General features: G+C 65.5%; 23 protein-coding genes. 13 read left to right on the top strand and 10 right to left on the bottom strand.

The annotated features are described in order from the left end of the window. Window positions 1-75: 75 nt before the first annotated feature. From istB to BM199_RS31195, 6 genes are all read right to left on the bottom strand, one after another. Window positions 76-873, bottom strand: a complete 798-nt coding sequence (istB, locus tag BM199_RS31220; RefSeq protein ID WP_091679392.1) for an IS21-like element helper ATPase IstB — start codon at window positions 871-873, stop codon at window positions 76-78. Beyond that, window positions 873-2,141, bottom strand: a complete 1,269-nt coding sequence (gene istA / locus BM199_RS31215; protein WP_091679389.1) for an IS21 family transposase — start codon at window positions 2,139-2,141, stop codon at window positions 873-875. The genes istB and istA overlap by 1 nt, the downstream gene beginning before the upstream one ends. Before the next feature lie 193 nt (window positions 2,142-2,334). Beyond that, the gene (locus BM199_RS31210) at window positions 2,335-3,042 is read right to left on the bottom strand and encodes an SDR family NAD(P)-dependent oxidoreductase (protein ID WP_091679387.1); all 708 of its coding nucleotides are present in this window, start codon (window positions 3,040-3,042) and stop codon (window positions 2,335-2,337) included. Between the two features lies 1 nt (window position 3,043). Beyond that, window positions 3,044-4,423 carry an NsdA family TPR-like regulatory protein gene (locus BM199_RS35335; protein WP_143101975.1) on the bottom strand — a complete coding sequence of 460 codons (1,380 nt, stop codon included), beginning with the start codon at window positions 4,421-4,423 and terminating at the stop codon, window positions 3,044-3,046. 211 nt (window positions 4,424-4,634) lie between these two features. Beyond that, a complete protein-coding gene (locus BM199_RS31200) occupies window positions 4,635-5,003 on the bottom strand; it encodes a DUF397 domain-containing protein (RefSeq protein WP_091679382.1) in 369 nt (122 codons plus the stop codon). Then, on the bottom strand, window positions 5,000-5,923 hold the full coding sequence (locus tag BM199_RS31195) for a helix-turn-helix domain-containing protein (RefSeq protein ID WP_245788963.1): 924 nt from the start codon (window positions 5,921-5,923) through the stop codon (window positions 5,000-5,002). The genes BM199_RS31200 and BM199_RS31195 overlap by 4 nt, the downstream gene beginning before the upstream one ends. 185 nt (window positions 5,924-6,108) lie before the next feature. Between BM199_RS31195 and BM199_RS33570 the strand changes: the two genes are divergently transcribed. Beyond that, the gene (locus BM199_RS33570) at window positions 6,109-6,558 is read left to right on the top strand and encodes a hypothetical protein (protein ID WP_143101974.1); all 450 of its coding nucleotides are present in this window, start codon (window positions 6,109-6,111) and stop codon (window positions 6,556-6,558) included. 816 nt (window positions 6,559-7,374) lie between these two features. On the opposite strand, the gene BM199_RS31185 is transcribed toward BM199_RS33570, so the two are convergent. Continuing rightward, on the bottom strand, window positions 7,375-7,638 hold the full coding sequence (locus BM199_RS31185; RefSeq protein ID WP_091679376.1) for a hypothetical protein: 264 nt from the start codon (window positions 7,636-7,638) through the stop codon (window positions 7,375-7,377). A 194-nt stretch (window positions 7,639-7,832) separates the two neighbouring features. Between BM199_RS31185 and BM199_RS31180 the strand changes: the two genes are divergently transcribed. The 8 genes from BM199_RS31180 (at window position 7,833) to BM199_RS31155 (ending at window position 14,123) form a co-directional block, all read left to right on the top strand. Beyond that, window positions 7,833-8,321: a hypothetical protein gene (locus BM199_RS31180; RefSeq protein ID WP_091679373.1), complete on the top strand. Its 489-nt coding sequence runs from the start codon at window positions 7,833-7,835 to the stop codon at window positions 8,319-8,321. Beyond that, entirely contained in the window at window positions 8,318-8,869 is a 552-nt protein-coding gene (locus BM199_RS31175; RefSeq protein WP_091679370.1) for a DUF6624 domain-containing protein, read from the top strand. Before BM199_RS31180 ends, BM199_RS31175 begins: the two co-directional genes overlap by 4 nt. After that, the gene (locus tag BM199_RS33565; RefSeq protein ID WP_143101973.1) at window positions 8,866-9,099 is read left to right on the top strand and encodes a hypothetical protein; all 234 of its coding nucleotides are present in this window, start codon (window positions 8,866-8,868) and stop codon (window positions 9,097-9,099) included. Before BM199_RS31175 ends, BM199_RS33565 begins: the two co-directional genes overlap by 4 nt. A gap of 334 nt (window positions 9,100-9,433) precedes the next feature. After that, a complete protein-coding gene (locus BM199_RS33560) occupies window positions 9,434-9,682 on the top strand; it encodes a hypothetical protein (RefSeq protein ID WP_143101972.1) in 249 nt (82 codons plus the stop codon). Between the two features lie 103 nt (window positions 9,683-9,785). Beyond that, on the top strand, window positions 9,786-10,205 hold the full coding sequence (locus tag BM199_RS31170; protein ID WP_091679367.1) for an Imm1 family immunity protein: 420 nt from the start codon (window positions 9,786-9,788) through the stop codon (window positions 10,203-10,205). Between the two features lie 1,319 nt (window positions 10,206-11,524). Then, the gene (locus BM199_RS31165) at window positions 11,525-12,232 is read left to right on the top strand and encodes an ATP-binding cassette domain-containing protein (RefSeq protein ID WP_245788961.1); all 708 of its coding nucleotides are present in this window, start codon (window positions 11,525-11,527) and stop codon (window positions 12,230-12,232) included. Then, window positions 12,229-13,515 (top strand): hypothetical protein, encoded by a 1,287-nt coding sequence (locus BM199_RS31160; protein ID WP_091679363.1) that lies wholly within the window; start codon window positions 12,229-12,231, stop codon window positions 13,513-13,515. The genes BM199_RS31165 and BM199_RS31160 overlap by 4 nt, the downstream gene beginning before the upstream one ends. Further along, on the top strand, window positions 13,512-14,123 hold the full coding sequence (locus BM199_RS31155) for a hypothetical protein (protein ID WP_091679360.1): 612 nt from the start codon (window positions 13,512-13,514) through the stop codon (window positions 14,121-14,123). The genes BM199_RS31160 and BM199_RS31155 overlap by 4 nt, the downstream gene beginning before the upstream one ends. Before the next feature lie 29 nt (window positions 14,124-14,152). On the opposite strand, the gene BM199_RS31150 is transcribed toward BM199_RS31155, so the two are convergent. After that, window positions 14,153-16,414: a tetratricopeptide repeat protein gene (locus tag BM199_RS31150; protein ID WP_091679358.1), complete on the bottom strand. Its 2,262-nt coding sequence runs from the start codon at window positions 16,412-16,414 to the stop codon at window positions 14,153-14,155. A gap of 823 nt (window positions 16,415-17,237) precedes the next feature. On the opposite strand from BM199_RS31150, the gene BM199_RS31145 reads away from it, so the two are divergent. Both BM199_RS31145 and BM199_RS34320 read left to right on the top strand, forming a co-directional pair. Continuing rightward, a complete protein-coding gene (locus BM199_RS31145) occupies window positions 17,238-17,756 on the top strand; it encodes a GNAT family N-acetyltransferase (protein ID WP_245788959.1) in 519 nt (172 codons plus the stop codon). 116 nt (window positions 17,757-17,872) lie between these two features. Further along, window positions 17,873-18,304, top strand: a complete 432-nt coding sequence (locus tag BM199_RS34320; protein ID WP_218160480.1) for a hypothetical protein — start codon at window positions 17,873-17,875, stop codon at window positions 18,302-18,304. 18 nt (window positions 18,305-18,322) lie between these two features. On the opposite strand, the gene BM199_RS31130 is transcribed toward BM199_RS34320, so the two are convergent. Next, on the bottom strand, window positions 18,323-18,787 hold the full coding sequence (locus tag BM199_RS31130; RefSeq protein WP_143101971.1) for a DUF6228 family protein: 465 nt from the start codon (window positions 18,785-18,787) through the stop codon (window positions 18,323-18,325). A 1,331-nt stretch (window positions 18,788-20,118) separates the two neighbouring features. Then, the gene (locus BM199_RS31115; RefSeq protein WP_091679349.1) at window positions 20,119-20,766 is read right to left on the bottom strand and encodes a prepilin peptidase; all 648 of its coding nucleotides are present in this window, start codon (window positions 20,764-20,766) and stop codon (window positions 20,119-20,121) included. A 219-nt stretch (window positions 20,767-20,985) separates the two neighbouring features. Here BM199_RS31115 and BM199_RS31110 point away from each other — a divergent pair, with 219 nt between their 5' ends. Then, complete coding sequence (locus BM199_RS31110; RefSeq protein ID WP_245788957.1) at window positions 20,986-21,561, top strand: hypothetical protein; 576 nt, start codon at window positions 20,986-20,988, stop codon at window positions 21,559-21,561. A 467-nt stretch (window positions 21,562-22,028) separates the two neighbouring features. Further along, window positions 22,029-22,574, top strand: a complete 546-nt coding sequence (locus BM199_RS34800) for a hypothetical protein (protein WP_245788955.1) — start codon at window positions 22,029-22,031, stop codon at window positions 22,572-22,574. Window positions 22,575-22,585 lie beyond the last annotated feature (11 nt).

The raw sequence follows: 22,585 nt of genomic DNA, 5'->3' as shown, positions 1-22,585 counted from the left end.
TGTCAACGCCGCTCGAAAACTGACCACCCTGTTCCGGGTGAAAACTGACCACCTCCCGTGGTTGATGGATCTTGGTTAGTCGCTGGTTTTGGCTGCTGGGACGCGGCCCAGGTCGCGGTCTTTCAGCCGGTAGCTGTCTCCCTTCATCGAGACGACCTCGGCGTGATGCACGAGGCGGTCGATCATGGCGGCGGCCACGACGTCGTCGCCGAACACCTCGCCCCATCGGCCGAAGGGCTTGTTGCTGGTCACGATCAACGAGGCCCGCTCGTAGCGGGACGAGACGAGCTGGAAGAACAGGTTCGCCGCCTCGGCCTCGAACGGGATGTAGCCCACCTCGTCGACAATGATCAACGGGACTCGGCCGAGCTTGACTAGTTCCTGCTGAAGCCGGCCGGCGTGATGGGCATCGGCCAGACGCGCGACCCACTCGGCGGCCGTGGCGAACGCGACCCGGTGCCCGGCCTGGCACGCCCGGATACCCAAACCGATCGACAGGTGGGTCTTACCGGTTCCAGGCGGACCAAGAAACACCACATTCTCTTTCCCGGCAACGAAATCCAGCGTCCCGAGATGGGTGATGGTCTCGCGCTTGAGGGAGCGTTGGTGGTCGAAATCGAACTCCTCCAACGACTTGCGGGCAGGGAACCGAGCCGCTCGGATACGACCCTCGCCGCCGTGGGACTCCCGGGCGGCGACCTCGCGTTGCAGACACGCGGCCAGGAACTCTTCGTGCGACCATGACTCGGCCCGTGCCCGCTCGGCCAGGCGTTCCACCGCGCCGGCCAGCGATGGCGCCTTCAACGCGCGAGCAAGATAGGCGATCTCGCTAGAAACATTGCGCCCGTTGGTGTTCGCGGTCTTGGCGGCCATCACGCCACCCCCTTACGGTCGGTGTTGTCGGTGTTCTCGCCAAACGAGGCGGGGGCATCCAGATCGAGAAGGCGGTCATAGTCGGCCAGGTCGCGATGCTCGACCGGTGTGTCCGCCGACCGGTGCTCGGCCAGGTGGCGTGCTCGCCGCATCATGGCGGCGGCCTGGGCGTGACCGGGGTCGGTGATGGTCTGGTGATCAGCCCAACATCGCGGATGGTCGGCCACCACCTGACCGGCGCAGCTGACCCGCACCAGGTCGAGATCGGCGATCACCTCGACCCGACGGCCGACCGCGGCCGGGTGCACGGAATAGTCATTCGAGTCCAGACGTATGTAGTGATCCCGGGGTAGGCGGGTCGCCAACCGCCACCCGGCCGCTGGAGCGACCGGCGGCAGGACCACCATCGCGGCCCGGTCAGCCTCCCACCGGTCGATCGGGCGGCACCCCAGCCGGCGGTGCTGGCGGGTGTTGGCCCGCACCAGCCACTCATCCAACTGGAGGTTGAACTCCGCCGGTGACCCGAAGCGACGTCCGGGCAAGAACGAGGTCTCCAGATAGCCGTTTGCCCGTTCCACCAAGCCTTTCGCCTCGGGATCGGCCGGGCGGCACTGGATGACCGTGATCCCCAACGTTCCGCGGAAGGCGTTCATCGCCTCGGTCAGTACCGGTTTGCCGCCCCGCCACTGGCCAACGGCGGACTCGTTGTCCCATACCAATTTCCGGGGAACACGACCCATTCCGGAGATCACGCTCCAGTGCCCGGCCAACAGGTCCGGGGCTTGGCGAGACGGAATCATCCTCGCGGTCATCACCCGCGAGTAACCGCATACCATGACCAGCACCGGTGGTCGGCCGAGTTGCCCGAACCCCAACGGCACGTCCACCGGCGGGAACCACAGGTCACACTGCGCCAACTCGCCGGGCTGGTACTCCGTCCGGGACGCCGGATCGGGTGGGGTGAACAACGGTCGTAGCTGCTGGATCCGGTCGAATAGCACGGTCTTGCCGCGTGTCCACCCGATCCGTTCCATGATCACCGTCGAAGGCATGTCCGGGAACTCCCGGAGCAACGCCCTGACCTGCGGCTCGACCGCGTCCACGATCGACCCCTTCCTCGCCCGTTCGTAGCGAGGGGGCTCATGCGCGGCCAACGCGCGCTTCACCGTGTTCCTCGCGATGCCCAACCGGCGGGCGATGGCCTTGATCGCCATGCCCTCCGCCCGAGACAGCCGGCGGATCTCCGCCCAGTCCTCCATGGTCAACACCTCCTGATCATGAGGAGGTGGTCAGATTTCCGCCGGTCAGACGGGGTCAGTTTTCACCCGGTGGCGACATCGATGGTGCCGTGCCGCGCCCCGTGGGAGCAACTTCGGATGCGGGGTGACCCATCGTGTGTACGGAGGTGCTCGCTGCGTCGAGCGACACGGCATCTCTACTTTGCGCGGCGTTGCTGAGGGGTCACCATTCGAGGGGAGCGCGATCGTAGAAGAAACCGCCCGACGGTCCGTCGGGCGGTAGCGTGGCAAGCCAGACGGGGGTGTCAGCTCCTTGTTGGACTGAGCGCGGAGCGTTCGGTCCTCCGAGGTCTGTCCTGACCCAGCCGGGCGATGCTGCGTTGACGAGGATGCCCGTACCGTCCAGTCGCGTGGCAAAAACGCGGGTCAAGGCGTTCACAGCGGCCTTGCTGATCCGATAGGCGGGTTCGCTCGGGCGGTTCAGGTGATGCAGAGACCCGAGAGTGCTGGAAACATTGACGATGCGGCCATAATTGTTGCGAATCATCGCCGGAACCACAGCCTCCGACAGTCGCCAAGCGCCCAGCACATTCACGTCCATCACTTCGCGGAACTTGTCTGGATCAAGCTGTAGGGCGTCATGGTCGCCGTCGGACACACCGGCGTTGTTCACCAGGATGTCGATCCGACCACTGCCCTCTAAAATTCGGCTAGTGGCTGCATCTACGGATCCCGCCTGAGTGACGTCTAGTTCGATCTCGCGGTACGAACTCACGGTGCTTGAGCGATCGGGTGAGAAGGCTGTCGGTTTTTGTTTACGGACACCCGCGTACACCGATACCCCTTGCTGTGCCAGCTGGCGGGCGATTTCCCGGCCAATGCCTCTGCTCGCGCCGCTGACGAGGGCCACCTGACCTTGCGGTGCAGACATCTCAGGACGCGATTCGTTGGAGCTGTTGGTCGAGGGCGTGAACCCGCGGATCACGCTGGTAGGGACTGAGTCGTGCTCGCCCTGCACGGATCGTGTCGATGGAGCGGACCGAGTGCGTTTGGGTTGCCAGATCTATCGCGGCGGTGAGGTCTCGGCAGGCCATATCGAGTTCACCCGCGTCGGCGTGCGCCTGGGCGCTGCGCACGTGATAGATCGTCCGGTCGCGGACGTAGTCCGGGCTCATGGTGCTCAATGCGGAGTCGATCAGGGGCCTGGCGCGCTCGGGCCGAGCCAGACTCACCCAGCACGCACCGGCTTGGGCGTCCAGTTCGGCTTGGTCGAAGTAGTAGATCCAGTCCGGGGCGCCGTCGACATCGGTGTCGGCCGCATCGAGGTAGCGTTCGGCGAGGTTGAGTTGGTGGCCGCATTCCCTGGCCTCGTGCGCAATGGCGTGCGCTCGTGCTTTGCGACTGGCGATCATGGCTTTGAGTTGGGAGTTGCCGCCGCGGCCGAGGTAGTCCGATGCCGTCTCGAGCAGGGAGAGGGCATCGTGCGGGTGTCCGTTGAGCATCACCTGGAAGCTCATGCACGCGAGGATGTGCGCGCCGGCTTCGGGAGCGTTCGCCGTGACTGAGGACCGCAGCGCGGTGACATAGTGTTCTTGGGCGGCGGCGTGTTGGGCCACGTCGAAGTGGAGCCAGCCGCAGAGGCGAGCTGCTTCGGTGATGTGGGCGAACAGGGCCCTGCCCGTTGCGTCGTCGTAGGTAGCCGTGTCCGCGAGCGTGGACAGCCAGCGAAGCTCGGCGCGGGCCAAGTGCCGAAGGTCAGTACCACCGAAGACATCGTCCAAGCGACGTAGTTCGGCAAGGCGGCTTCCTAAACGGCCGAGTACGTCCCGGCTAAGGTGCTCACCTCGCAGTGCGGGCACACCGACTGTCGCTGCTTTCGCACTCGCCATACTCGAGGCCCATTCGGTGGCGACCCCAAGCAGACTGGCACCGGTGACGGTCAGAAAGCCGCGACGATCCACTCGATCTCCCGTCATCCAGCGAAGCACTGTCATTGTCCCGGTAATCGACCATGCCGGCTCGACTAACCGCCCGTGGGTGTCGGTGGCGCACCACAGCCAGGACGGCCATCCGCGATCTATGACAAGAGTGTGCGGGACGCCGAGCACTGTGGCCAAGGCGCGCTGCGAGTCAAAACTGGGCGTGCGCTTACCCGACTTCCACTTCCATACGAGCTGCCGGTCTGCTGCTGATCGCAGCCCATGGCGGGCAAGTTCTCCACGGTAAGCAGAGGCCAACCCCGCTAGCGACAGCCCCCGTTCGCGCAGGACGACATCAAGAGGATGAGGATGATCCTCTCCTGCGGCGGTCATCGTGGCGTCCTTCCGGATTCCAATGTGGCGGCACGGCGGGGCGTGCTCCTTGCCCTCGTCAGCATTTGAGTCCTACAGCTGGCCTACAGCGTCGGTCTTTCGCTATCGCGCCTCACCGGGTGTACTGACGAGTGCCTTCATCCGACCGTGGACAGAACGGAGGTGACGCGCAGAGGATTGCCAACGCGGTGAATCACCACCCCCTGAGCAGCTACGCGACGGGGTGAAGCGTGAACTGGCCAGCGGCGACGCCGTTGGTGAACGCGGACCACTCAGTCGCTGTGTAGGTGAGTGTGGTGCCGTCGAAGGCCCGCAGGCGCACGTCACCCTCGTCCTGAGGTTCGATGTGCAGGGCGTGGTTGCTGCCCGCAGGTGCTATGCCGGTGACTTCATCGAGGAAGCCGGGCCACGCAGCGATGTCGATGGTGAGCGTAGGGCCCTCGCCCCGGTCTTTGGTATCGCGGACCAGGACGGCGGCGGCTTCGAACCGCACTTCGACACAGCCGCCTTGAGAGGGGCTGAAGCTGGACTTGAACCAACCGGTGCGCGAGGGGGCATGGGGACGAGGATCGGTAGTCACGCTGCGGCCTCCATCTCGTGACGGATCTGCTGAATCAGGGCGAGTGAGTCTTCGTCGTCGAGCGCGACCGATTCGAAGACGTTCTCGAAGCTGGCCTTGAACTCGCGGATGACCTGCACTCTGTCTATGAGATTGCCGGTGATCGCGGTCTCCTGCCAAATGAGATCGGGCAGCAGCACGTTGTCAAAGCTCAACAGGCTCAACGGCCCGCCGGTCAGCGCGTGCGCACCCGCGGTGTACTTCACCACCCGCACCTTGACCGTGCTGTTGTCCCGGGTGATCACCTCGGTGAGCTGATCGAGTTGCCGGCATATCGCGGCTGGCCCTCCAACCTGCTGACGCAACGCGAACTCGCTGAGATTGACCTCCATGTTCAGCCGAGGCTCCTCTTCGAGGAGCGTCTGGCGAGCCAACCTGGTTTCCAGCCGAGGACCGACATCGACGGCCTTGATGTACGGGCTACCAGCGCGGATCGTCGCGCGAGCGTACTCGTTGGTCTGCAGCAGACCCGCGACGTAGATCGGTGCCCACTCCCGCACAGTGCTGGCGCCGGCCTCCAGGCCGAGGAAGCGGAGAAACTCCTCGCTGTACAGCTCGGCGTAGTCGTGCCACCAGTTCCGCTGCTCGGCGTCCACGCGCAAGCTTTCGAGCATCTCGCGCTCAGCATCATCGAGTTCGTACACGTCGGTGAGCTGAGCCAGGTTGCTCGCGGTGACGCGGCGTTTCCCTGCCTCGATCGCCGAGAAGTTGCTGGGCGCGATCCCGACTCGCTTCGCGACCGCAGCGGCCGTGAGGCCCAGATCGCCGCGAGCGCGACGCAGCCGCATACCCAACTCCCAAGCTCGCAACGTGCTTGAGGGGCCTCGCTTCGTCAACGTCGGTCCTTCCTGCTGCTTGATGTCTCGCGGGACATGTTCCATGAACATACCTCCTCCTCTCGATAAGAACACCCATCTGGGCTATATGTGCTAGATAATTATCTGGATAATCTACCAACTGCCCCAGTCATTCCCGTCGCTGGGAATGCATTCTCAAAGGTCAACGGCCCGATGAGGCGCTGCGACGCACCCAAAGCCGTCGCTGGCGCGGAAGGTGGGTGACGAGCATGAGCAAGACACGTAATCGACACAGGCTCCTGACCATGCTGGTCAGAGCGGGCTGGAAGCCCCGGCGTAACGCATGGACGGTGCCGTGCCGTGATTGCGATAGCCACCGCACGTATGCGCAGGTTTCGATCGCTGAACACGGGCCCCAGCTCACGATCGACGGCTCCAGCGTCGCGGTGTTCGATCCTCTGGCGGCGGGCCGGTTGCGTGCCGCGCTGAAGGAGGCCATCGAGCTGTATGCACGGCTCGATGGGGCTGCGCGAGAGGGAGTGCCCGCGCCTCGAAGCCATCCCGGTGCTGCGCCGACGCCGCATGGTGAGCATCCGGCTGGTTCGCACGTGGAGGCGGCGGCCGGACGGGTTCGAGTGGATTTCGGTGACGATGGTGATGGCGAGCTCAGTGGCCGTCATGCGCTGCGGTCAGCTGCTGTCGTGTCGGAGGCTGCGTGATGACTGGAGCCTGCGAAATGATCAGTCGTCAGCACCACCGAGGGTCGTTGCACGGCGCAGGGGGCCGTGCAACGACCCTGATGAGGCAGGCCGTCGATGCCATCGACGTACCGGTGGAATTGGCGCGGCCAGTGGTAGCTGAACTCTGGGCGGGTTGCCTGCGCGGTCCTGTCCTGCGGCACGCGCCCCGGCGGTGGACGGTGTTGACCGCGACGCGCCGCCGAGCCAATTTCGCATTGCCGGAATCCTTGATACGGGCCAGGGTGCGCCTGTACCCGGAGGGGACGTCGTTCGCGCTGCCCTCCAACCCCGGAGGAGCGACAACGGGCTCGGGGGACTGCGGCTGGATGGTGCCTCCTGATCGAAACCCACTGCTGCCGCCATTCAGCGTGGTGATTGCGTTGCTGCAGCGGGTCGCGCAGGCAAGGCCGACATCGTGAATCGGCGCGCCCTCGACGAAACCCACGTGCCCGAGCTCCTGCCCAGTCCGGTCTCGTCGACCGCACCCACTCCCGCGCCTTCGAACGATGCGGTGTCGGAGCGCGCTGTGTTGTACGAGCAGGTGCTTGACGGGCTGTATCGGCTGAACACGGATCAACCGTGCCGCACGGTGGCGGAATTCCATGACTGGTTCACCCCCGCGGTGGCGAGCGACCAAGGTGCGTCCGCGGACGAGGTGCTCCGGCCAGAGTCAGAGGCGGGTGATGCTCAGTGTTGAGAACACATCCGTATCCGGCGGGCGAGCTGACGGAGATGCGCTGTGCTGCGACCGACTACGCCGCACATGGCTGGCCGATCTGCCCTGGTATCCCGGCTTCACATCCTGGCGCGGGAACCCTCGACCCCCAGTCGCGGCCCGAGGAGGCCGGTCTGGCGTGCCGTGGCGGGCCCCTGTCTCAGGACGAGGCGTTTCAGGCGTGGACGGACCAGCCCTGGCCCATTCTCCTGTGCCCTGGCGCGGTCGGGGCGATCGATCTCGGCGCCGGTGATCGCCGGACCGATGCGGCCCTGCGGGACGCAGGGTGTCTCGGGCCGATCCTGGTCGGGCCAGGCCCGTGCTGGCATCTCATCGTCGAACACACCCCTCACCACGATTCACGAGCGATGCACCCTCCGCGATCGACGCGACAGGGGTGCCTGCTGTTGCCACCGAGCCAGGCGCCATCGAGGATCTCCCGCTGGCGAATCGCACCGGAAGCGACCGACTGGCGATTGCCCGATCACGCCACCGCGTGGGCCGCGCTGCACGCCGACAGGCGAAGGGACTGAGGGGAATGTCTGTCCAGGTCGTTGCACCCCCGGCCGCCGCTGGAGACTCCGCATGGCTGCGGTGCGAGTACTACCGTGTGGTGTGCGGATTGCCCGCCCAGCTCGTCAACGGCAACCGGATCGTGCTGCGCCTCGGAGGCCTGCTCGGCGGGGTCACGATGCCCGCCGCGCTGGGCCGCAAGGTCGCTCCCAGCTTGCGGGTGCGGGCCATGCCAGCCCCGGCGATCGTGCACCCAGGCGGAGAGCGGTGGACGTTCCTCAGCGGCCCGGGCAGCGCGGCCCTGGAACACGTGGCGGCGCTGGTGCCGATGGGTATCAGCGTGATTGGCGACAACGCGCTGGTGGTCCTGCCCTCGCCAGAGACCGAGACGCTCGGCCTATGGCGCTGGATCGACTGGCCCACCCGGGCCGATCTGCCCGCGCAAGCCCCACTGTTGGCCACCACCTGCGCACTGGCCGCCTCGGTGCCGCACACCCGACAGGAGAAGCCATGACGCCCTCGATCGCAACCGCGCTGCGCGACGAACTGATCGATCGTGCCGCTAGCGATCAGCGCGCCCGCGCACAGCTCGACCCGGTCGCTCCCACACCACAACAGTGGGAACACGTTCATCAGGTCGACAAGGACAACGTGCGCTGGCTCGCGCCCATCGTGGCGGTGCACGGCTGGCCCGGTCACCGCGCCGTCGGAGTGGATGGAGCCCACGCCGCCTGGCTGCTGGCCCAGCACGCACCCGCCCCGTACCGAGCGTGGTGGCTACCCCAGTTGCGCGCCGCCGTAGCCAACCAGGACGCCGCACCGCGCGACCTCGCCTACCTGTCCGATCGGGTCGCCACCGACCAGAGGCGACCACAGCACTACGGCACCCAGTGGCTGCGAATCGGCAGTGCGCCCGGCCGTCTCTATCCGCTGCACCGCCCGGCCGAAGTCAATCTCTCGCGCGCCGACATGGGGCTCGACCCGATCCCCGATTCCGACATCGAGGCCGCCTACCTCAACTACGACGAGATCACCGCCGCAACCCACGGAGGGTCCCGATGACCACGCTGCACTGGGGCATCAGCCCCTACCACCGCGAGCGCGCACACACTGCCCTGCCCGGCACCGACGTCTCCGTCTGTACCCGCCACCTGCACGACGGCCAACTCGTGCTCGACTCCCTGGGCCCGCGCCGACCCGTGAACCTACGAATTTGCCCGGAATGCGCTGTGGAGAGCCTCGCGCTGTTGAACCCAATCCCGACACCGCGACCGCGCACTCACGCCGCATGATTGGCCTCCAAGTCATCCTGCCGGCATCAGGCCGGGCCTGATGCGTACTGAAGATGACTGTGACATTGATCGGCATCCTCAATGACCCCGCTGCGAACCCGTCGGCACCGAGTCCCAACGCCGCAGGCCGGCGACCACCGGAACACACCGCCAGATATTGATCTTCTCCGACGAGTTCGAGACGGCTTGGAAAACTTGCAGTCCTCCAGTCTCTGGGCATTCTCCTTGTCGGAGTCCGGCGCCCCTACCTTCCCGCATGCGGTAGGGGGCGCACCCAATTTCTAGGCTCAACCGCAACTGCGAGAAAGTCAGGTTCTTGAGTTCCTTTCACGTAATGAAGTCTGATATCGCCGCAACACAACAGTTCGTTGAAGCTGCAGCTCCCGCGGCTTCAACGTTCTGCAAAGATGCCGAGGCCGCAGTGCAAACGTTCGCACGTGTCGCCCCGCATGCCAGTCATCATCCGCAAGTTGGGCAGACAGGTGTCCAACTTCAAGAGTTGGCAGAACTCGCCCGCCAGGCAATGGTTCTCAGTATTAACCTCTATCACGCAGTGGAGGAGGTGGATAGGTTGTTTAGCTGAGGTTATTGCTCGCGCTGGCTTTTGCTGGCCCTCGCGCAGAACCCTGCTTCCATACTTCTCGAGCGATCTTGCTTGAGAGGGTGGCATTTGAAGGAGGCTAGCAGTGGTAGCGCTCGCCATCTGGTACGACCAGACGACGAAGGATGACGAGGGCAACGTCGTCATTCGTGTGAGCACTGCTGCCGAACTCGACGAGCTGGTCAACCGCATCCTCGGTGAGACAGCCGAGCACGACGCGCCACCCATGATCCAGGTTGTCCTCAGCGGGGTGAAGCGCTCGCCTGCCCTAGAGGTCGGCCTCGGCAAGGAGAAGGGCTTCATCGGGTATACCTCCCGTACTGAAGGTGGCTGGACCATCGGGGATGGCGACCCCAACGCGGTCGTTTCCTGCATCTACATGGGCAATCACAGCGAAGTGCCAGCGAGCGTGGAAGTTCCCCTGGCTACCGTGCGCCGAGGGCTGCACGAGTTCCTGGCGACGGGGGAGCGACCGAGTGTCGTGGAGAGCGATGTTGCAAGTTAACGACTTCGTCTCGCTCGCTGCTGCCCTATAGGAGTACCGGTATAGGCCGGTCGTCGGGTTGGTGGCTGCGGACTGATGGCGCGGTCGTCGAGCACCAGAACACGTGAGTGCGTTTCGCCAGTGCAGAAGAGGGCGCTCCTGAAGTGGGTGTGACGGGCACCGTCAGTTGGGGGTGTACTGGGTGCCCGTCACCCCGGCTCCGAGGTGTGGGCGCACCTGGAGCTGACTGAAGCAGGGCGATGGTGGGAAACTGCTCCCGGGACTTACCGTGTTGACTTCTTCAGGGTCCGCAGTCCTGTGCCGCTCGCGCATCGCCGATCGTGCACGAACCCTGAAACAAGCGGTGTCGGGACTCATGCAATTCGATTGCGCATTGAGAACACCTCGGCGAACACATGCCTACTATGCATTCTGAACGCGCCCGGGAAGTACGACGTAGCATCACTGCTCTGTGCGGATTGTGTGCTCTTTTGTGCCGGACTGCGTTTTTGTGTGCAGCCACGATCCACAAGTGTCCCATGGTTCCCGCCTACCAAAGCTTGCATCGAGCTGCGGGTTTGAGGTGTAGCGAACCTGTGCCGGGATGACTGCCGGGATTCTGCGCTTTTCGGGAAGTCTGTTTTGGGTCTTGACTGTTCATTTGAGACTGTGCAAGCGTGATCTCACGGTTCCGGGGGAGGCGACGAATCACTGGGAGCAATCTGCCGTGGTCGTGTCTTTCAGCGAATTCCGGAGTCGGACATCGAATAGGGGAGGGTTTTTGTGAATGTTCGAAGGTTGGTCGCGCCCCTGGTTCTCATGGGAGCGGCATTGAGTGCGGGGATGGTGGTGTCGTCGCCCGCGTGGGCGGGAGGTGACACTTCGGCAGGTGAGGTCGAGACACAGGCGTGCGGGCTTTACGCGGGGTCGATTAAGCAGACCGGGCGTGTGTTGTCGGGCAGTGGTGGCAGGTCCGGGTGCTTCACGCACGCGGATGTCAACGTGGGTGTGTACGAGGAGATTGCGTGGTGGCCGGACCGGCGGTTGTCGTCGGCGAGTCGTCACGGGATCCGCAACGTGCATCTGACGGTCAGTGCGGGGTGTACCAGCATCCCGGGTCCGTATTACATCGAAACGAGAAGTTCCACCGGTGGAGTGTCCGAGGGTAGTCACAAATCGCTGTGCCACTGATCACGGTGTATGACGTGGGGTGTGGCGATCGCCGTCGTGGTCGCCACACCCTGCGGGGGTGAGTGGGTGTACCGAGGTTCGGCGAACGAGGGGGTTTCGTGCGGGTTCGTTTTGACGAGGTGTCCTTTGCTTACCGAGGTCGGCGCGCTTTGCGTGATGTCACGTGGGGCTTCGGCGGCGGCGTGACGGGGTTGCTCGGTTCGAACGGTGCCGGTAAGACGACGTTGCTGTCGCTGGTGGTGACGTTATTGAGAGCGGATTCTGGCCGGGTGCATGTCGGGGACCACGATCTGTCGACTGGGGCGGGGCGGCGGCAGGCGCGGCGGCTGCTCGGGTTCGTGCCCCAGCGATTCTCCCTTGCCCCGGAGATGCGGGTCGGCGACACCGTGACCTATTCCGCCTGGGTTCATGGGGTGGCGGAACGGGACTGTCCGCAGGCGGCTGTGCGGGCGTTGGAGGAAGTCGGACTGATCGATCGGCGCGCCGATCCTGTTCGTGCGTTGTCCGGTGGTCAGCGACAGCGTCTGGGCCTGGCGGCGGCGCTGGCCCATGATCCCGCCGTGGTGGTCCTGGACGAACCGACCGTGGGGTTGGACCCCGGGCAACGTCTCCGGCTGCGGGAGCGCGTCAAGGTGATCGGACAGCGGCGCACTGTGCTGCTTGCCAGTCACTTGTTGGAAGACATCGAGCATCTGTGTGACCGCGTGGGTGTGCTGGCTGGCGGCGCTGTGGTGTTCGACGGCACGGTGGCCGAACTCAGTGGCCTCATTGATGGCGCCGCCGAGCTCGAGGCCGCGCCGGGGTCCCGGTTTGAGCGTGCCTACGACGCGCTGATCGCGAAGCTGGGGGAGACATGAGGACGCTGCTGCGGTCGGTGAGCGGCTGGCCGTTGGGTCGTCTCGCGGTCCTGCAACCCAGCCTGGTGATCATCGCGGTCGTGTTGGCCCAAACCTGGCCTCGTCTTGCGTGGCCGTGGCAGGAGTGGATCCAGACGTCCCAGCAGTTCCACGAGCAGCTGCTCCTCGCCGCGCCCATCGCCGCCGCAGCCGGAACGTACTACGCAGGGCGGCATGCCGCCCCGGACAGAATCGCCAGCCAGCCCTGGGCTCCCCGTGCGGGAATGCCGATCGTGCTCCGGCATCTGCGCACGCTGACCATCGCGTTCACGATCAGCTACCTGCTGGGGCTGCTGCCCCTCGTGGCCGTCACCGTCGCCAGTGCGGACTTCGGCGGACCCCACGTGTTGATCATGCTCACCGGTGTGGCGGGGCTGATCGCGGCGATCACTGTCGGGTATCTGATCGGCGTTCTCGCCGGCACCGCGTGGCTGGCCCCGATCACCCTGGTCGTCACCTTCGTCCTCATGCAATCCCCGCACATCGAGGCCGCACTGTCGGCCGTCACTCCCGTGACCCATGTTCCGGCTGCGCTCGGGGAAACCGAATCGGTTCCGCTGACGTGGTACCGCCTCGGGCTCTTCACCCTGATCACCGTGGTCGCCGCCGCGGTTGCCGCGCGGGCGTTGGCACGGCAGCACCGGTGGAAGGTGCCGTCACCGACGACCACCGCGGCGGCGGCCCTCACGGCACTCGCCGTGGCGATTCCCCTCGCCACCACTCCGAGATTGGTGACCGCCGAACCGGCTCATCCCCGCCTCTGCCGCGACGTGTCGGGGATCGAGGTGTGTGTCCACGCCGGACACCGCTCGCAGCTTCCCGAGATCGCGAACGCGGTCACCCGCATCCGTCAGGTCACCGGCGACGAGACGTGGGAGCTGCGCAGACTCCGGGACACCGCTCTGGCCACCCCAACCGAGGACCCGCGTCGGCCGGAGGCGACGACGGGATGGATACCGACCTTCCCAATCAACGACTCCGCCTACTACGCCGCCTCGGCGGTCGCGTACTCCCTCAGCGGCCTCGACAACTGCGATATCGGGGACACGGGCGAAGTGTCCGAGCAGTTCTCCCTCGCCGCCGAACTCGGCGACCGGCTGGTGCGTGACGCAGGATACGGCCTTACCCCCGGTGAGCCCAGCGGCCGATTCGACGAGATCACCGTGACGCAGCTGCGGGACTGGATGCGCCATCACCGAGAAACGATCCATGCCTGTCAGCTGACCACGGCCCAGCTCCCGTGATCGTCACGCACCTGCTGCGTGCCCACCGCATCGGATACATGGCGGCCACCGCCGCCGCGACGAGCGCTCTCGCCTGGGCGTTCGGGGTGAGCGCGATCAACATCGACCTCGATCCGCTGACACCGCCACACAAAGTACCGACGGTCGAGCTGATCTGCCTCGTCACCACGGTCGTGCTGGCAGCCCTGGCCCGCCCGCGCTTCTGGCACTGGGAGCGCTTCGGGGGCCTGCGGACCAGACTGGCCGCCGCTGCCGTACCCGCCATCGCCATCCTGCTGACGCTGGCCCCCCTGCTCGCCGGCGTCACGCGCCTGCCCGAGGGGGTGGCCTGGGTGTGGCTCCTGCCCAACGTGATCATCCTGAGCGGGACCACGTTCACCCTGTCTGCGCTGCTCTCACCCGCGCTGGCCGCCGCCGTGATAGCGACGGCTTATCTGGCGAATGTGGTGCTCACGGCGAGCGGACACGATCCCGGTGTCCTCGCCAGCTATCCCGGGGTGAACGCCAACTGGTCACTCGCCACCATCAGCGTGCTCGCTGCCGTGGGCGTCCACGCCTACAGCCACGGCACGACCCGCTGGGCCCAGGGACTCAGCCGCAACGCATAGCGACACCGGCTCGCGGGTCGTCGCGTTGTTCACGGCTCCGTGTCGAGGAAGCTGGGGGTGGTGGTGGCGAGTGTGGCGTGCAGCTCCAGGCCGCGCGGGTCTTTCAGATCATCGAACACGGCAATGGCTTCCCGGAGACATTCCACGCTCAACTCGTGCTCGCCCATGGCTTTCAACGTCTCGGCACGTACCACGAGTGTGTCGGCGTAACCCCAGCGTTCACCCTGGATGCGTCGAATGGCCAGGGCCCGGTCGAGCTGAGGTAGTGCGCGTTGCGGTTGCTCGCTGTGCAGGTACAGGGCACCCAGATGATGACGAGTCAGGCTCTCCGCTAGGGGAGAGTCGTGCCGCTGGGCTATGCGAATCGCCTCGTGTAGACAGTCGATGCCGTCGTCGAGACGGTCAACCCGCCCGTACACGGTTCCGAGCATCGCGTGGACGACCGCGACGCTGAGCTCGAGCCCACCGCGCTCGAACAACTTCGCCGCCTCGGTGAACGTCGCGATGGCATCGTCAGGACGATCGATGCGGGTGTAGGTCAACCCGAGGGTGACGGCGGTCCACCCCTGTCCCTCGTCATCGCCCCGATTGTGGTGACGCCGAGTCGCGTCCTGCAAGAGCGTCAGCGCGTCGTCGGTCTTGCCCAGTTCACTGAGGACAGCGGCGAGGTTTTGTTGACAGCGCGCTATTCCGAGGTCATCGGCTGCTGCCTTCGCGCAGTGCAGCGCTTGGCTGGCGCTGTCGATCCATGCGCTCCATTTCTTGGTGAGATAGAAGAAGGGCTGCAGCGTGCTGGGCAGTATCCACGCGGAGCTAATGCCCCGAGTCGCGGCCAGGTGCGTCACGCTCGTGATGGCGTCCAGCTCGGTTTCACACCAGGCTATCGCCCCGGCGTGATCGTCGAACGTGAACTGCTGAGCGCTGATTCCGGCCGTGTCCACAGCGATTGCGCGTCCAGCCCAGTCCGGCGCGAGCACGTTGGTGGCGTTGGCGGCCGAGGCGCAGTACCACCGCAGGAGACGGTCGACTGCGCCGTCGCGTTGTGCCGGAGTCTCTTCCGCCTGCGCCCGTTCTGTGGCATACAGCTGGACGAGGTGGTGCATCTTCACACGCTGCCCCGCCGATGACTCCACCAGATGACTGTTGGCTAAGGCCGACAACGACTGAGTTCCACACGCGATGTCGGTTCCCGCCAGTGCCGCCGCCGCACCCACGCTGATCGGCGTCTGCGCATGTAGCCCGAGGAGCCGGAACATCGCCGCTTCCGCTGGTTTCAACGCCCGGTAGGACAGGTCGATCACACCACGGACGTTCGTCGTCTCGTCCGCGGAAGCAAGAAAGTCCAGTCGGCTGCTCTGTGGCCCGAGCTGGTGTGCCATCTCCCGCAGGGTGAGATGCGGCTGTGTCGCCAGGTGCTCTCCCGCGATACGCACAGCCAGAGGCAGACCCCCGCAGTGGCGCACGATGAGTTCCGCACTGGCTGTTTCCGCGGCGACACGGGCACGGCCGGCAAGCTCTCCGAGAAGCTGCACCCCCTCCTGCAACCGCAAGGGACTCAACCGCACATGGGTAGCACCGGCATGCAACGCCAGGCCCGACAGATGAACCCGACTGGTAATGATCACAACGCTGCCGGCCCCGGGCAGCAAGGGACGGACTTGTTCATAGGAGGCGGCGTTGTCCAGCACGACCAGCATCGGCCTCGACGCCAACACCGACCGGAGGCGCGCTGTCCGTTGCGACAGGCTGTCCTCCGCAGCCCGCGCAACCCCCAGAGCCCCCAAGAACTCGTCCAGCACCGCGTCCGGCTGACGAGGCTGTCCGACATCGAACCCCTGCAGATCGGCATAGAGACACCCCGCGGGGAACCGCTCGACGAGCGACGCGGCCCAGTGCAACGCGAGCGCGGTCTTCCCAATGCCCGACGCCCCCTCAATGACCGTCGTCGCCGCCCCCGGCGCGGTAGCGACACGCAGCGACGCATCGAGCGTGCGCAGGTACTCCGTTCGCCCGACGAAGCCAGCCAGCGCCGGCGGGAGCTGCGACGGGCGCATCGCGTCCCACCGCGTCAGACCTTCCTCCCGCTCCGCCACCCGCAGCAACGCACCCTTCGCCCCGAGAACAGCGTCGATCTCGGCCGCCAAGGACAGCGGCAACGGCCGATGCCCATGCAGCACCTTCGACAGATAGCTTTCACTGAAGCTCGTCTTCTCGGATAACACAGCGAGCGACATACCCCGCTGACGCCGCCAACGCTGCACTTCCATCCCGAATCGGGTTATCCCGGCCATAGTTCTCCCCAACAATCAAGTGATCACGTGAAATCACGTGAAATCACGTGAAATCACGTGCAACAACAGCACCAAGCACGGTTCGACGCGACGAACTGGTTAGGCGGGGACCTGAAGTTCGAGAAGCAAAAGGCGAAGGGTCACCGCGTCCACTGTTGCGGCGTATCACTGGCCAGCGATCGAGCGACGACTCGCAGGCGAGGACGACTTCGACCGAGACGACTGAACCAAGGGCACCCCGAACGGCCTACCGCTCGTATCGGCAGACAGCGTTTCGTCATCACGACTCCTCCCCTTGCGGCCGTGGTCGCCACCCGATACAGATCGGGACGTCCCTCCCCTGAACTGGCGAAACGGCACTACGAGGTTCGTATCCCGTGCCTCGCGGGCACCGCAAGCAACCCAGACGAACTAGACCCATACGAGTGAACGGCGGTAAGTAGAAACACTCTCGGTGCCACCAAAAACTACCAAGCTGGAGGTAGGGAGTTTCCCCAAGTGAGGTAGCACCTGCCGTGTGGCCCTACTGGCCACCCACAATGGACTGACGTGACAAGTCGGGAGTGAGGCGGCCCGTGACGGCACTTTCTGGTCTCGACGATCTCCACCAGAGCTGCACGAAACCGGTGAGGGAAAGCCCGGCGCCGGCTGGATGGTCCTCTTCCGATTCCTCGTTCTTGTCTGCACGTTTCGACGGTTGGACGTTCGGGGGTGCTTTTCAGCTTTTCTTGCTGGCCAGTGCTTATCGCGGAGTGGGAACGTCGAGGACGGCGGACTTTTTGCTGCCAAGCTCGTGTGCGAATGGGGTCGCTAAGGTCGGGACATGCTCGACCTGATCACCCCCACCACGCGGCTGCACAACGCTTGGCTCGATGCGCATGCCGAGTGGGGACCTGGCCTCCACGAGGACGGCTTCGGGCTGGCACCCACGGATGAAGTTGACTCGCCGACCGGGTTCGCGGCGTGGATTGCACGGCTGGCCGATGAGTCGGAGCAGGCCACGTGCCGGTGGATTGTCGAGGACGACCAGGTGCTTGGCGGGATCGCGCTGCGCCACGAGTTCAATGACTACGTGCGGTGGGCAGGCCACATCGGCTTCGGCATCCGGCCGTCCGCGCGACGGCGCGGGCTCGCCTCCTGGGCCCTGGGCCGGATGCTTGACGAAGCGCAGGTTCGCGGCATGAACCGAGTGCTGGTTGTCTGCGCAGCCAACAACGTCGCCTCGGCGAAGACGATCGAGCGTGTCGGTGGCGTCTTCGAGGAGGTCCGGAACACCAAAACACGGTCCCGTCTGTCGTTACTGGATCACGACTGTCGAGCCGAAGGCCTGACTTCACGGTAGGCAGCTTCCGACGGTCAAGAACGTCGCTTGGGCGTGCCATCTTGGCTTCTCCTGCTGGTCGGCGGTTCGTGTGAGGGCTGGCGTCCCCGAGGTTGACGGCGGGTCGGGAGCCGACGTTGGGTGTCGTCGCGCTTGGCTCGCAGGAAGGTCAGGGTCACGTCGATGCCCTCGATCTCGCCGACCCGACCTTCGGTCCCGGCGCGAATACGGCGGTCGAGCAGGTCGGCTTCGAGTTCGTCGAACCGGAGAAGCATCTGGAGTCGACGTGCAGTATCGGGCAGCGGAATGCCTGCGTCAGGTGCCCACTGCTCCGGGTCGATCCAGCTCAGATACCGCGGGTGGAGGAGATCCATGCCAACCTCGTTGACCGCCTTGAGGAGGCGAAACAGCAGGGCTGGCTGGGCGAAGTTCCCGCGATCGAGACCACCATGGCCACCGCTGTCCGAAAACTCGAAGCCATGCGCGCGATGACGACCACCGAGATGTCGATCCATCTGGGCATGCCCGCCTTCCGCTCTGCTCTCGGACGATTCAGCCCACGCAACTGACCGGTGCGTTGACGGTGTTCAGGGATGGGGTCCAAGGAGTGCCGTGAGGTCACGGGCGGCGGTACTAAGTTGTTCACCTGCGTCCACCGTGAAGGCCGCTTGGACGCGCCAGCCGTCGGGTTCGGACGCCTGGGTCAGTTCGACACCTATGCGGACTCGAATCCCGACATGCTGTCCCACAATCCGGAGGTCACGCTCAAGAGACTCGTAAACCCGGTCACCGTCCCACCCGCGCCAGTTTTCCGCCATTCCCACGAAAAACTCAACAAGATCGTCGAAGCCCACGGCATAGTGAGACGCCACGGTCAATCCGCCGCGCAGTCCGGAGTCGATGACCTCGACGTCCACGGACCAGATCTCCCCTCCGCTTCCACGGGCGACGTCGCGCAGGATGAGGGCGTGCTCATCTCGGCCAACCACCACCTGGCTCACCGGATCATCATCGCAAACGATCCCAACCGACGGCATCCGTTCATCGTGCATGGGAGCCGCGATACGCCCAAGCCTCACGCTGCCCTCAAGATTCTCTGTCACGCTGCATAACGAAGACCCGCCGACCGGGACAGTGATCAACATCAAGATCATTTCGGATGAGCGGGCGTGCTCGTGCTCGCAGGGCGTGCCGTAGGGGCGCCCGCAGGAGCCGAGCCGACTTTGCGCTTCGTCGTCGAACTCGGCCCACTCCTAGCTGGTGGCCTCCCGGTACTCCTTGATCGGTCGGAGCTTGCGGCAGTGGTCGAAGAAGGCGACGTAATGGCGGACGACGTCCTCGCCGAAGGCAGCCTCTGGCGACGTCGGCTATCGAAACTGTCTGACCTGGTCGATAACCAGTGGAGCGAGATGGGGAAACAACGTCTTCAGACTACGATCGTCGCATCACCGACGTGATCGACTACATCACCGACCCGCCTGTCAGCGGGCGCCACTCCTCACGGACTTTGAGCCAGAGCCAGAAAAAAATGACCATTGACACCAGTACATGCAGAGTCCCAGCGATAGTTCAATCGCTTGAGTCTTGACTGGTGAGCACAAGACCTGGACAGGACTGTCCTCATGCGGACGCTGCCTACGCGGCGAACGATGCGTCACCGTGGACTCATGCGAGCCGATCGATACCAGGAATTCCGCGTTAGCCGGGGAACGGTGTTCCCGGTCGGCCCGGTAGCAGGGAACACCGTCCCAGGCGTCGCCGACATCCACTTGCTGAAAGCAGCGGAAGCTCAAGGCGACGCTCCAGCCCGAGAGATTGACAACTCTAGGACGCCAAACGGGGGACATGGTCTGCCGGAGCACCAGTTGCTTCCGGCTTGTGCGGTGCGGCGGTTGCCAGGAACTCGGCCTACGCGTCCGCCGCACCGCCACATTGCATCAACCCCGATGGCCCGGCAGGAGCGCACAATGGCCCACTTCCTCCTCCGTTGCTTTCACACGCGATCCCTGGACGAAACCGACGACGCCGAAGTCGGCGAACTCGTCGACAATCCTGAGTCCATTCCTCGGTTCGTCTGGTGCGACGCATGCGCTATCTGGCAGCCCGTCTCGGAACTCGTCACCGTCGCGGTGTCGACCGCCGATGGCGGCGGCGAGAACGGACCTAGGGTCGACGACGAGGTGAACGCCGCGCAGACGTGCATGGAGGTCCCAGGGCCCCGTGCCGGACAGTCTTCGGGAACGGCCAACCTCGAATCGTCCCCTGGCTTGGATGCAGTCGTGCCACCGACCGTCGGACGGCACCGCAGATCCTCGCAGTCGGAGGAGTACGTGCGATGACCGCCGCATACATCGGCCACCCGAGGCCGGGCCTGGGATATGCGCTATCCACTGAGTGTCAGCATGATGAGCGCCCCGAGGAACAGACACGGGCCGAATGGCACTGCCAGGCCACCGTGCTCGTCGCGACGGCGGGCACTCGGAACGGCGAGCAGTATCAACGCCAGCACCGAGGCCATCAACAATGCCCCGGCGACCTCCGGCCACCCGGACCATCCAGCCACCACCCCGACCACGGCCGCCACGCTCAGATCCCCGGCGCCCACGCCTCCGCCGCTGACCACCGCCAAGACCAGGAACAGCGCTCCCGCCGCCACCAGCGCCCCCAGGGCACGCACGCTGGGCGCAGCTTCACTCCGGACGACGCTCAGCACTGTGAAGCCGACACAGGCGCTGGCCAACTGCGGGTACACCAGCGCCCGGGGCAGCCGGTGCTCGCACCAGTCGATCACCGCCAGGGGAACAGCCAGCACCGCCACGAACCCGTAGACGACGAGTTCGCCACGGGCTCCGACGCGCCACGCCAGCAAACCCAGGACAGCGGCGGTGAGCACGGCACCGAGCCACCACGAGCCGGCCAGCACGCGCTCCCGTCGCAGAAACCGGCGCGTGAATCCGCTCGCGACCGTGCCAAGGACCAACCCGCCCGCGGCGACCCCTACCGTCCAGAAGCCGCTCGCTGTGACCTGCACGATCCCTCCACCCGTCGGATGATCACCCGCTACGCCATCCTGCCCGCCCGCTCCCCGGTCCCGCCCGCACTCAACCCAACGAGTGAACTTCACGGAAGAGCGGCCGCTCGCAACAGCGTTGCCACGACAGTCGGTCTAGAGGCGAGCCCGCCATCGGGACGTATCACCGACTGGCCTGCCCGCACTGACCTGCGATCGTCGACGAACTGGGGGACCGTGATGACCCACCACCGCAGCATCCGCCTCACTCTGGCCGCGCTCACGACCGCGACCGGACTCGGATTGAGCCTCAGCGCCTGCAGCCCAGACACCGGTGCAGCCCCTGCCACCTCAGACCCGGTTCCGCCACCCGCGCCGACCACGACGGCTGCGTCGCCGGTAGACATCGCCCGGGAGAAAGCCACTGCCGCTTACCTGGGCATGTGGGAGGACGTCGCCGCTTTGGCGAACACCTCGGACTGGAAGTCGCCCCGACTGGCTGACCACGCGACCGGCGACGCGCTATCGGTACTCTCGCGCCAGATGTACGCCGATCACTACAACGGCTTGATCACCAAGGGAGAACCCGTCCACAAGCCCGTCGTGCAGTCCGTCGAGCCTCAGGACGCCCCCAAGACCGTGATGATTCGTGACTGCTCGGACGCGAGTAATTGGCTGAAGTACCGCGCGGACAACGGGCAACTGGCCGACAACGAGCCTGGCGGCACGCACTTGATCAACGCCGAGGTGAAGCTGGCGGTCGATGGCTCGTGGCGGGTGACCCGGTTCGCTGTGGAAGGAACCGGATCATGTTGACCACCAGGCGATGGGGCACCGTGACCGCGTTGACTTCGGCCATGATGCTGGCGAGCGTCGCGCCCGCTCTGGCTGGTGACTGGTACGGAGACATCGACTGTGGCCAGAGTTCCTACCCGGGATGTGAGCTTGGGGCGGGACAACGTGGGCGCGGAACGCCCGCACCGCGACCGGGGCCGGGCGCTGGCGAGCCGAAAACGCAAGCTGGGAGCCCGGACGCAGCTGCCCCTCCGCAGGGCGACAGCGTCGTCGGTGTTGACCCCAATTTGGCGGATTGTTCCTATGTGCGTAGCACTTATCAGCCGCCGGTCAATGGGGTGCAGACGGCCAGCTACCGGCCACGGTCCTCGGGTTGGGGTGGGATGCAGTTCGTGTCGCTGACTCGCTCGCGCCCTCATGGGGTGGTGTTGGCACAGGCTCCAGGCCAGGGGGGCGCGTGGTATGTCTACCGGTGTTCCGGCGAGGGCATGCGTGATGCGCTGTTTCGGGCGCCGGTGTGGATTGCCGATGATGAAGCGCCGGACGGTGCGGCTGTGCCGTCGCCGGAGCAATTGGCGGAACAGGCTCGGGCGCAGCTGCGGTTGCCGAGTCCGGTGATCGCCTCGAGCCCGGCTGGGACGCAGTTGGTGCGGTTGCCGACGTGGCTGTGGCTGGACCGCGCCGTGTGGCAACCGCAGTCCGCGACGGCGGCGGTGCCGGCGGTGTCGGTGACCGCGACGGCGACACCGACGTCGGTGTCCTGGTCGATGGGCGACGGGCGCACCGTGACCTGCACAGGGCCCGGCACCCCGTTCCCGGGCGGTGGTGATCCGCGGTCGACGTCGCCGGATTGCGGTCACACCTATCAACGGTCCTCGGCGGCTGCCGCGGGGGAGCGGTTCGAGGCCACGGCGACGGTGTCGTGGCGGATCACCTGGTCCGGCGGTGGGGCTTCGGGCACGTTCCCGGACCTGACCACCAGCGCCTCGGCCTCGTTCCGGGTCGCCGAAGCCCAGGCCCTGGGCACCGGATAGACGAGACACCC

The organism is Amycolatopsis marina (assembly GCF_900111885.1).
In the GTDB taxonomy this organism is placed as follows: Bacteria; Actinomycetota; Actinomycetes; order Mycobacteriales; family Pseudonocardiaceae; genus Amycolatopsis; species Amycolatopsis marina.
Note: the sequence above shows the minus strand (reverse complement) of the source record. Positions and strands in the feature narration are given on the sequence as shown.

Coding starts and splice junctions, on each gene's coding strand:
- BM199_RS31110 (WP_245788957.1), top strand. CDS start 20,986: ATGACCCACCACCGCAGCATCCGCCTCACTCTGGCCGCGCTCACGACC.
- BM199_RS31210 (WP_091679387.1), bottom strand. CDS start 3,042: ATGTCTGCACCGCAAGGTCAGGTGGCCCTCGTCAGCGGCGCGAGCAGA.
- BM199_RS31195 (WP_245788963.1), bottom strand. CDS start 5,923: ATGGAACATGTCCCGCGAGACATCAAGCAGCAGGAAGGACCGACGTTG.
- BM199_RS33560 (WP_143101972.1), top strand. CDS start 9,434: ATGAAGTCTGATATCGCCGCAACACAACAGTTCGTTGAAGCTGCAGCT.
- BM199_RS35335 (WP_143101975.1), bottom strand. CDS start 4,423: ATGACCGCCGCAGGAGAGGATCATCCTCATCCTCTTGATGTCGTCCTG.
- istB (WP_091679392.1), bottom strand. CDS start 873: ATGGCCGCCAAGACCGCGAACACCAACGGGCGCAATGTTTCTAGCGAG.
- BM199_RS31145 (WP_245788959.1), top strand. CDS start 17,238: ATGCTCGACCTGATCACCCCCACCACGCGGCTGCACAACGCTTGGCTC.
- BM199_RS31150 (WP_091679358.1), bottom strand. CDS start 16,414: ATGGCCGGGATAACCCGATTCGGGATGGAAGTGCAGCGTTGGCGGCGT.
- BM199_RS34800 (WP_245788955.1), top strand. CDS start 22,029: ATGCGTGATGCGCTGTTTCGGGCGCCGGTGTGGATTGCCGATGATGAA.
- BM199_RS31180 (WP_091679373.1), top strand. CDS start 7,833: ATGTCTGTCCAGGTCGTTGCACCCCCGGCCGCCGCTGGAGACTCCGCA.
- BM199_RS31160 (WP_091679363.1), top strand. CDS start 12,229: ATGAGGACGCTGCTGCGGTCGGTGAGCGGCTGGCCGTTGGGTCGTCTC.
- BM199_RS33565 (WP_143101973.1), top strand. CDS start 8,866: ATGACCACGCTGCACTGGGGCATCAGCCCCTACCACCGCGAGCGCGCA.
- BM199_RS31175 (WP_091679370.1), top strand. CDS start 8,318: ATGACGCCCTCGATCGCAACCGCGCTGCGCGACGAACTGATCGATCGT.
- BM199_RS33570 (WP_143101974.1), top strand. CDS start 6,109: ATGAGCAAGACACGTAATCGACACAGGCTCCTGACCATGCTGGTCAGA.
- BM199_RS31130 (WP_143101971.1), bottom strand. CDS start 18,787: ATGCACGATGAACGGATGCCGTCGGTTGGGATCGTTTGCGATGATGAT.